The following is an 8,616-nucleotide window of genomic DNA, read 5'->3' as shown; positions in this document are numbered from 1 at the left end:
CCAAAGAAGAATGCCGCGGCCCATAAAAACCTCCTGTAGATTGCTTTCGTCGTAAGAATATTGCGGAAGGACGCTTGGATGGTGTCCCGCCGCAGTCCATAAAGGCTACGCAAGACAAATTGGTTCCCTCCGAAACGAAAACAGAGAGATGGAATGATTGATTCCGAGTTTTTCCGCCGAGGTGCAGAAGCGGTCGGACAGGATTTGATTGGCATGTCGATGTTTGTCGAGGACATTGGTGGACGCATCGTGGAGACTGAAGCCTATTCCCAAGACGATCCAGCATCGCATAGCTTCAGGGGTCCAACGCCCGGAAACAAGACCATGTTTGGGGCGGCTGGTCACGCTTATGTCTACCGTTCCTACGGTATTCATTGGTGTCTGAATCTGGTTTGCATTCCCGGATCAGCCGTTCTGATCAGGGCGATCGAACCAACTCAGGGCATCGAAACGATGCGGTCCCGGCGAGCCACGGACGATATCGGCCAACTGTGTTCGGGGCCTGGTAAAGTCGCACAAGCACTGGGCATCCAAAAATTGCATGACGGAATGTCGCTGCTAGAGGGGCCATTTTCATTCGCTCGGAGGCGTGAACATGTCCAGGTTTGCAGTGGAATACGCATCGGCATCAGCCGGGCCGCCGAAACACCCTGGCGTTTTGGGCTACACGGTTCTCGCTTTGTAAGCAAAAAGTTTCAGCTGTGAAGGATATATTGGCCTTCGTCTCGTCTGGTTGCGAGTTTTCTGGGAGAGGCCGTTGGTACGGTAGAGGATGCTGGTGTTAAATCAGTCGGTTCGGCGAGCACTCAAGGCATACGTGCAGAGAGAGCGGCGGTTTCACAGCCCCTCTTGATTGCTCAATCCTTGCTATCCTCGGCCTGCGCCATGGGAGCGCTACACCAGCCCGGAACATTCCCGACATCATGGCGTTTGAGGTTGGAGGCAAATGCAGCAAGGGGCATGTGATGTCGAAAGATAAAAAAGCGGATGGTGATGAGGCATTTGAGAGAAGTAGCGCCACAACCTTTGGCCGTTCTGTGGAAAGCCATGCGCAAGTTACGGACGCGGAGAGCCGTGCATCACCCCTGCCGGGAATGGGTGAAACGCTCCACCTTTATCGGCTAGTACCGACGGCACCCGCTGATGATCCGCGCTGGCAAAACTCGCCCTATCAAGGGGAAGTGCTTGTCGCTGCCCGCACCACGGGCGACGCCAGAATTGTTGCTGCAGGGCGCGAACTCGACTTTATGGAAATCGACTCAGCGCCGGCTGACGATGTGACAACGATCAACGCGAGTGCTTTCAGAGACGATAAACTATACACTGTTATTGAAATTGAAACGGATCGAACCGATCTGGTACGCGGCGTCATAACGGGATCAATCAGCGTGGACAATATCAAGCCAGTCCAGCTTTAACGGCATCGCGGTTATTTGACCCCGCAGGATGGTCACGTGATCCAAGTGACCCTGACAGCTATCGCGAATATCTCGTAAGAAGCGCGTGTGATGACCCGAGGCGTACTGTTGGAAGGCCTGCCAAACGCGGAAGAACAACCGCTACTGCTCTAGTCGGAGATTGAGYCATGCCATGGAAAGTCAGGTTCCGCGACAAGGATTTAATTGGAAATGAGGGCTGGGATCTAGGGTTTGAATTTGGGTCAGAGAGGCTTTGACAGATACGCAGGAGCTTTCAGGTTCTGCAGAAATCATTATCCATGCGAAGGGCGAATCTGTTGACGACGTGACCGTTCACGAATCCTCCGATCCCGACGAGTACCTGTTTAATGCCGTGCACGGTCATCATCCCGAACTCGGTGAGGTATTTCTCTTCTCGGGCGTGCCCAATGAAGGTGAAGGAGAATTGATCGCACTTTATAGCGCGCAGAACTTCGGCGGCCTCCCTCCATTCARCGACGAGCGGTTCACGGGCGACGGTTCATGACTATTCCCGGGCCAACGCGCACAAGAGACGACCCTGATCGTTTCGGTGAGTGTCAGCGAGCAGTGGAAGACCGGATACTCGAATTGCTTGGTGACGCCCAGGTTGCAGGATGGACCAAGGAAGAGGTTCTCGCCGCGATGATTGAGGCTGCCGAGAATACCAATCTGGCGATGCATCAGAACGTGCTTTTGTCGGTCGAAAGGGAGCTGCGCAAAATTGATGAAGAGAAAAGATATTTGAAGCGATTGGAAGTTTGAAACAAATTGAATTGTTCAGAGTTTGAAAGCCATGGAAATTAAATGGCAAAAAAACTCGGGTGGGACTAGAAGAGAAAGCGCAGGATTTCACGGCGACGAACCGTAACGGAATCGATGTCGGCCGAGTTCATCGCATTGATGGCGGCCCGGAAAGTGGACTGTGGTGCTGGAAATTTTTACTCGGCCATTCGCAGTTTCGGCTGGATGGAGTGAGCGGTGTTCAATCGTCGCGACAGCGAGCAGCCAGCCAAGTTCGAAAGACGTATGAACGATATCTCGAAACTCCCGGCAGTGAGGGCGGAGGTTTGAGTCGCATACCACTCAAGAAGACTTCAAATAACAATGGGAACCGCCATGCCAATAATGCCACCCCAGGACGACCGTGATGACCTGGATTGCCAGGAGAGCTTGGAAGTTGAATTCTTGGCTCATGCCGGACCAGCATTGAAGCGGCTACTGGACGATGCTGTTTCGATCGGTTGGCCTGCCCATGAGGCGCGTAGGGCGATCATGCAGCTAATCGATGTTCATTTGTCTATGGAACGCAAAGCTTAAATTGCGAGCGAGAGTCTCTCTAATTTGCCAAAGTTCCTGCAAAAGCTGATTCCGCATATTTGCACCACCGAAGGCTGTCCGGTTTGGTATGGGCTTTTGACTACCACTGAGCGGCCGGGATGTGTCCCGGCCGCTCTCAAAGAGTTCAGCGCTTAGCTTTGTCCAYCCTTGCGACCCGCTTCGCGAGCGCGTTCGGGATCGTCCGCGAAGTTTCCACCCTGTTGTCGGTCGTTTTGACCTTCTTCGGCGGTTCGTTGCTTACCTTCGCGGTTTCCACCGGACTGTTGATTGGATTCCCGGTTCCCRCCGACTTGCTGTCCGCCTTCTCGACCTGCCTCGGCTGACCTCTCCGGATTTTTAGAATTGCCTCCAGACTGCTCGCCACCGCTTCGACCAGCCTCCGCAGCGCGTTCCGGATCATTCTTGAAGTTGCCTCCGGACTGCTTTCCGCCTTGGCTTGCGATCTCGCGCTGCTTGTCGTCATCCATAGATCCAAAGCCGCGATTCGAAGTATCACCCTGTTGGTTACGTTCATTATTCGGCATACTTTCCTCCTGTTGCTACTCAATTCCCCGTTATTCCCCAACCAAAAGCCAAAGCAAAATGTTCCTGATTCGTGTCGGACTGTGCGTTAGCGGACATACTTTTGATGTACCTGAATGCGCACCGCACTTGTGGTGCGTTAGAAAAGTTGCGGCTGAATTGGTCGCCGACGGAACTGAAATCTGGAATGTGCATTCGGCTTGTCTTGTCGGGAGACATTGACCACTCCGCGACGATCACCTTCATTGAGCAGAGCTCGATAAATTCGAAGTGTAAAATCGGAAAAGCGGACCTGTTGGCTTGGCTCGACAGGGAGCTTATCAATGCCAGGGACATTATAAGCAGCATCGAGCGAGGCGAACGGTACCAGTTGATTCGTTTAAAGCCAGGAGGCATGGTCGACGAAACCCAATCGACCTATATTAAGGCCATAAGCGACACGATGTTTTTGGAACTACTGTTGCAGCTTATGAAGACCGGGCAGCCACCTGAAAACGAGGATCAAGAAAACTCCGTCTGAACTCGGGCTTCCTCGCATTCGGAGGCCTTTCGGATGGGAACGGCCCTGCGTCGCGGTCTAAGGCGACGAGTTGCCCACTTTGCGATCGTCATTCCAACACCATCCTTCGAGTCCGGTAACCGGATCGGACGGCGGAGACAACAGATCATTCATCCGTGTAATCGCTGCGGCGTTTGGAGCTTGGCGGCACAAATCGGCTATCTGGTTTKGAGGATACGCGCCGACAACAAGAAAGTCGGCGCTCGCCTCCAAGCGGCAGTGGCCTGTGCCTACCGGAAGCACGAGCACGTCACCCGCTGTGACACTCACCTCTTGTCCATCGAGTCCGCCGAGCATTAGCCGTGCCTTGCCGTTGGCGACGCCCAAGACTTCGTGTGCCGTCGAGTGATAGTGATGAAAGGGATAGACGCCATTACGCCACTGTGGCGGCCAACCATTGCGCCGAAACATGGACTCCAGCGCTTCCGGAGCGTGTTCCTCCTCTGAATCTGTCACGCTGTGATAGATCAGTACCGGGAATTGCGGGTTGTTGGGCACCCAGCCGTTTCGGTCGAGTTGCAACGTTTCGGGCTTGCCGATCTCCGGCCGCAGTTCTGTCATGGTTGCCTCTCCAGTGACGAAAGCATCGGTGATGGGCGTGTTCTGCGTTTCGCTTGCGCGTTGCTGCAACTGCTGACGCCGAACGCTGCTCCTGAACGATGCCCCGAGGCCGCACCGCCGATGCGTCCACCCTTCTCCGAGGATTCGTGCGTGTCCTTCTTCCCGCGCCCCGATCCGGACTTGCTGCCGCCACCGCTTTCCTTATTGACCGTCGCCCATCCCCGGCGTTCTGCTTCGCCTTTGGACACGCCACGTTTTTCATAGCCTTCGGCAATGTGATCCGCCTTGCATTCCTGCTTGTCGGTATATTTGGATTTGTCACCTCGTGGCATCGTCAACCTTTTTCGTTTCACGCTATCGCTTTGAAAGCGGAAGAGTTGAATTTGTTCCRCCGCAAGCTTGGCGGTAAGCGATTTTCATCAAAATTTGAGCGTGGCGGAACCTTGCAGATGAACTGTCGTTGTCCGGTGATCAATGGTTTACGGATGGGGCGAGAGGGAAATCAATGCAACGCAATGAGCGATCGCTGGATGCGGTGACCGACTACGCCATCTGCATGCTGGATGGCAGCGGTATTGTGACGAGATGGAGCCGTGGCGCGCAACGCATTATGGGTTATCGGGCAGAGGAAATCATCGGCGAGCATTTTTCGCGGTTTTATACGGAAGATGACAACGTCTCTGGTCTTCCTGTGATTACACTGGAGCGCGCAACCCGTGACGGCAAATTCGAAGGTGAAGGCTGGCGGATCAAGAAAGACGGTAGCCGTTTCTGGGCGCATGTCGTAATAGACCCCATCTACAGCGGGTCCGGAGGAGTAGTTGAATACGCGAACGTTACCCGAGATCTAACGGAACACAAGGCTTCGGACGAGGCGCTGAGATTGAGCGAGGAGCAGTTCAAGATACTCGTCCAGGGCGTCACTGACTATGCCATCTTCATGCTCGATCYTCAGGGAAATGTCATAACCTGGAACACAGGTGCTCAACGCATCAAAGGCTACCCTCCTTCCGAGATCATTGGGCAGCATTTCTCTCGTTTCTATACCCAGGAAGATTTGGATCTGGATCTGCCGAATAAGGCTTTAGAAACTGCCGTGGAACAAGGTCGATTTGAAAATGAGGGCTGGCGGGTTCGAAAGGACGGCACGCGCTTCTGGGCTAGCGTAATCATCGACGCCGTCAAAAACGAAACTGGCGAGCTTGTCGGCTTTGCCAAAGTTACCCGAGATGTAACCGAGCGAAACCGTAACCAACAAGAACTGGCAAGGGCCCGCGAAGCGCTGTTCCAATCCCAGAAAATGGAAACCATCGGGCAACTGACTGGAGGAGTTGCCCATGATTTCAACAATCTCCTGATGGCAATTCTTGGAAGCCTGGAACTTGTACGGAAAAGATTACCCGATGATCGCAAAACCTTGGCATTGCTGGACAACGCAATGCAGGGCGCGCAACGCGGAGCCACTCTTACCAAACGGATGCTGGCCTTCGCCAGAAGACAAAAGTTGCATCTTGAGCCCGTTGACGTCCCAGCTCTTGTGCGGGGCATGGCCGACCTCCTTGAGCGATCGCTCGGCTCGACAGTCGTGGTCGAGACCTTGTTTCCGTTGTCACTCGCCAAGGTCCAGACTGACCACAATCAGCTTGAACTTGCGCTTCTCAACCTTGCGGTCAATGCGCGAGATGCAATGCCAAATGGCGGCACCATCTCGATTGCAGCCCGCGGAGCAAAAATCACGGATGCTCACTCGGAGCTCTCGCCGGGCGACTACATCTGTCTCTCTGTGAACGATGAAGGTGAGGGTATGGATGACGAGATCCTCGGACGGGCCGTCGAGCCTTTTTTCACAACCAAAGGTGTTGGAAAGGGCACGGGGCTAGGTCTGTCGATGGTTCATGGCATAATGAAGCAGTCAGATGGTCAGCTCGTTCTTCAGAGTGAGATCGGCAAGGGAACAAGAGCGGAGCTCTGGTTGCCGGTTATACCAGAACCAATGAAGACGGCCGCTGAGGATGATTCGACGACGGTGGAGGATCTTGGTGCACTGCAATCCTTGACTATTCTAGCGGTGGACGATGATGCCTTGGTGCTGATGAACACAGTCGCCATGCTTGAAGAACTCGGTCATACGGTGATCGAAGCTGGTTCCGGTAGACGGGCACTCGAACTTCTACGGTCCCACAGCAGTATTGATCTTGTTTTGACCGACCAAGCAATGCCGAACATGACGGGAACCCAGCTCATCCGGGAAATCCAGGTAGGGTGGCCGGATATGCCCGTTATCCTGGCTACCGGCTACTCAGAATTGCCCGACGGTGCTGGCAAGGACATATCCCTACTGTCAAAGCCGTTTATGCAGAGCGAGCTCTCGCAAAAAGTCTCCGAAGTCATGCTCCAAAGTTCATAACTTGCAGGTCACGACCTGTAAGTCGTTCTTGGAAGGAAAGACTATGGCAAGCGATCAACTACCCCCGATACGCAATCATTTGTTATCGAGGTTGTCCGAGGAGGACAAAGCTTTACTGTTGCCTAAAATGCGGATCGTTCCGTTGAAGCTCGGACAGGAGATCGAGACCCCCGCACAAAAGCTTGAATGCGTCTATTTTCTTGAAAGCGGTATCGCCTCGATGATGGCGAGCTTGCCACGCAGTCGCGATCTGGAAGTAGGTCTATTCGGTAGAGATGGGATGTCCGGCTCTGCGCTTCTCCAATATGACGACCGCAGCGCATATCGCACTGTCGTTCAAATGAATGGAAGCGCTTTTCGAATCGACGCATCCGATTTATTGGATGCAGTTCGCGCCAAAGAATCCATAAGAATATTGCTTACAAGATTTGCGCGTGCGCTTTCAATTCAAGTGGGGTCCACGGCGATTGCCAACGGACATTCAAAGCTGGAGGATCGACTGGCCCGATGGGTTTTGCTCGCACATGACAGGGTGGACGGCGATAGCATGAGCTTTACACATGAACATCTTGCACGCATGTTAGGCGTGAGACGATCGGGCGTTACTGTCGCTCTACACATCCTGGAGGGAAAGGGGCTCATCCGTTCCAGGAGATCGGAGATCATAGTTTTGGACCGCGAAGGCTTAATGGTGCTTGCGGACGGGGCATATGGTCTGGCCGAGGAAGAATCAGTTCGTCTGACTGGCTGGTCATTGCGGTAGAGTTGAGTGTTGCAAGGCGGAGGGACGCACTGAATCAGACTGGGGCATCACACAAACCGATGAGGTTGGAGCGCTGACCGTTTGCAGTTGTCGGCGGAAAGGGCTTGATGTTTAAAATTCCGCTTCGAGAAATTCGCAGGATTGGTAATTGCCACCTTCACCCTCATGGATTTCTCCGCCGTCACCAAAACTCCCACTAATTTGTTATCGCCAAGCGGAACAATCGTCGTCTGGCGTGGTTCCTTGCTCACCCGCCACATTGGGCAGCGATAACAACCGGAGGACAAAAGCATGGTAACAAAAACATTGGACAATTTATTTCACGAGACCCTGAAGGATGTCTATTACGCCGAACGGAAAATTCTGAAAGCGCTACCAAAGATGGCCAGAGGCGCAGAATCGCCGGAGTTGAAGGCGGCTTTCGAGAAGCACCGTGATGAAACGGAAGTCCACGTTGAGCGCCTGCAGCAGGTTTTCGAGATATTCGGAAAGCGTGCACAAGGCAAAACCTGTGATGCGATTGAAGGCATCATAGCTGAAGGTGAAGAAGTCCTGGAAGATTTCAAAGGCCAGCCGGCTCTTGATGCAGGATTGGTTTCGTCAGCTCAGGCAGTCGAGCACTACGAAATGGCCCGGTACGGTACATTGGCTCGTTGGGCGGACGAACTGGGTATGAAGGACGCGACGGCACTTCTGGTGCAAACCCTCGAGGAAGAAATCGCCACCGATGCCGCGCTGACCAAGCTCGCCGAAAGCGGCGTTAACAGCAAAGCCCGAGAAGCAGCTTAATGTTCAGCCGTGCTCACTCTGCGGAATGAGCACGTTTCCTCATCAGAGCGGGGGATTCCCATGCCATTGTTTCGTTTTGTTTTTCACGAGGACGTCGTTCTTGAGGACGTAAAAGGGATCGAGCTTCCGGATTACGAACACGCGCTGGCGGAGGCAAAACAAGCTGCACAGGAAACTATTGTTGATGGCGTTCTCGAAGGACTCGACCCAACCAGCTGGGTCGTTCGCGTCTATAATG

Annotated in this window: 11 protein-coding genes and 1 pseudogene; 9 read left to right on the top strand and 3 right to left on the bottom strand. The window is 53.6% G+C overall.

From position 1 onward, the window contains the following. The first annotated feature begins 153 nt into the window (after nt 1-153). The 4 genes from ACXJ5O_RS13240 (at nt 154) to ACXJ5O_RS13225 (ending at nt 2,201) form a co-directional block, all read left to right on the top strand. The gene (locus ACXJ5O_RS13240; protein ID WP_457300293.1) at nt 154-705 is read left to right on the top strand and encodes a DNA-3-methyladenine glycosylase; all 552 of its coding nucleotides are present in this window, start codon (nt 154-156) and stop codon (nt 703-705) included. Nucleotides 706-965: 260 nt separating this feature from the next. After that, complete coding sequence (locus tag ACXJ5O_RS13235) at nt 966-1,418, top strand: hypothetical protein (RefSeq protein ID WP_457300292.1); 453 nt, start codon at nt 966-968, stop codon at nt 1,416-1,418. A gap of 253 nt (nt 1,419-1,671) precedes the next feature. Further along, entirely contained in the window at nt 1,672-1,944 is a 273-nt protein-coding gene (locus ACXJ5O_RS13230) for a hypothetical protein (RefSeq protein WP_457300291.1), read from the top strand. Continuing rightward, nucleotides 1,941-2,201 carry a hypothetical protein gene (locus ACXJ5O_RS13225; RefSeq protein WP_457300290.1) on the top strand — a complete coding sequence of 87 codons (261 nt, stop codon included), beginning with the start codon at nt 1,941-1,943 and terminating at the stop codon, nt 2,199-2,201. Before ACXJ5O_RS13230 ends, ACXJ5O_RS13225 begins: the two co-directional genes overlap by 4 nt. A 707-nt stretch (nt 2,202-2,908) precedes the next feature. Here ACXJ5O_RS13225 and ACXJ5O_RS13220 read toward each other — a convergent pair. After that, nucleotides 2,909-3,301 carry a general stress protein gene (locus tag ACXJ5O_RS13220; RefSeq protein WP_457300289.1) on the bottom strand — a complete coding sequence of 131 codons (393 nt, stop codon included), beginning with the start codon at nt 3,299-3,301 and terminating at the stop codon, nt 2,909-2,911. Between the two features lie 104 nt (nt 3,302-3,405). Here ACXJ5O_RS13220 and ACXJ5O_RS13215 point away from each other — a divergent pair, with 104 nt between their 5' ends. Then, nucleotides 3,406-3,819: a hypothetical protein gene (locus tag ACXJ5O_RS13215; protein ID WP_457300288.1), complete on the top strand. Its 414-nt coding sequence runs from the start codon at nt 3,406-3,408 to the stop codon at nt 3,817-3,819. Between the two features lie 57 nt (nt 3,820-3,876). On the opposite strand, the gene ACXJ5O_RS13210 is transcribed toward ACXJ5O_RS13215, so the two are convergent. Both ACXJ5O_RS13210 and ACXJ5O_RS13205 read right to left on the bottom strand, forming a co-directional pair. Next, a complete protein-coding gene (locus ACXJ5O_RS13210) occupies nt 3,877-4,419 on the bottom strand; it encodes a cupin (protein ID WP_457300287.1) in 543 nt (180 codons plus the stop codon). Nucleotides 4,420-4,447: 28 nt separating this feature from the next. After that, nucleotides 4,448-4,751 (bottom strand): annotated as a pseudogene (locus ACXJ5O_RS13205) (plasmid stabilization protein); the annotation flags it as partial. 173 nt (nt 4,752-4,924) lie between these two features. Here ACXJ5O_RS13205 and ACXJ5O_RS13200 point away from each other — a divergent pair. The 4 genes from ACXJ5O_RS13200 to ACXJ5O_RS13185 all read left to right on the top strand — a co-directional run. Next, nucleotides 4,925-6,826 (top strand): PAS domain S-box protein, encoded by a 1,902-nt coding sequence (locus ACXJ5O_RS13200; protein WP_457300286.1) that lies wholly within the window; start codon nt 4,925-4,927, stop codon nt 6,824-6,826. A 43-nt stretch (nt 6,827-6,869) separates the two neighbouring features. Further along, nucleotides 6,870-7,589: a Crp/Fnr family transcriptional regulator gene (locus ACXJ5O_RS13195; protein ID WP_457300285.1), complete on the top strand. Its 720-nt coding sequence runs from the start codon at nt 6,870-6,872 to the stop codon at nt 7,587-7,589. 291 nt (nt 7,590-7,880) lie between these two features. Further along, entirely contained in the window at nt 7,881-8,378 is a 498-nt protein-coding gene (locus ACXJ5O_RS13190; RefSeq protein ID WP_457300284.1) for a YciE/YciF ferroxidase family protein, read from the top strand. A 60-nt stretch (nt 8,379-8,438) separates the two neighbouring features. Next, nucleotides 8,439-8,616: DUF6894 family protein (locus tag ACXJ5O_RS13185; protein WP_457300294.1), on the top strand; the 178-nt coding region annotated here is incomplete at its 3' end.

It is taken from the genome of Phyllobacterium sp. P5_D12 (genome assembly GCF_054049495.1).
The sequence above is the reverse complement of the archived record's forward strand: the minus strand, read 5'-3'. Positions and strand labels throughout refer to the sequence as shown.

What these genes read in the sequence shown, in the direction of transcription:
- ACXJ5O_RS13240 (WP_457300293.1), top strand. Translation starts at nt 154, where the DNA reads ATGATTGATTCCGAGTTTTTCCGCCGAGGTGCAGAAGCGGTCGGACAG.
- ACXJ5O_RS13235 (WP_457300292.1), top strand. Translation starts at nt 966, where the DNA reads ATGTCGAAAGATAAAAAAGCGGATGGTGATGAGGCATTTGAGAGAAGT.
- ACXJ5O_RS13225 (WP_457300290.1), top strand. Translation starts at nt 1,941, where the DNA reads ATGACTATTCCCGGGCCAACGCGCACAAGAGACGACCCTGATCGTTTC.
- ACXJ5O_RS13215 (WP_457300288.1), top strand. Translation starts at nt 3,406, where the DNA reads ATGTACCTGAATGCGCACCGCACTTGTGGTGCGTTAGAAAAGTTGCGG.
- ACXJ5O_RS13195 (WP_457300285.1), top strand. Translation starts at nt 6,870, where the DNA reads ATGGCAAGCGATCAACTACCCCCGATACGCAATCATTTGTTATCGAGG.
- ACXJ5O_RS13190 (WP_457300284.1), top strand. Translation starts at nt 7,881, where the DNA reads ATGGTAACAAAAACATTGGACAATTTATTTCACGAGACCCTGAAGGAT.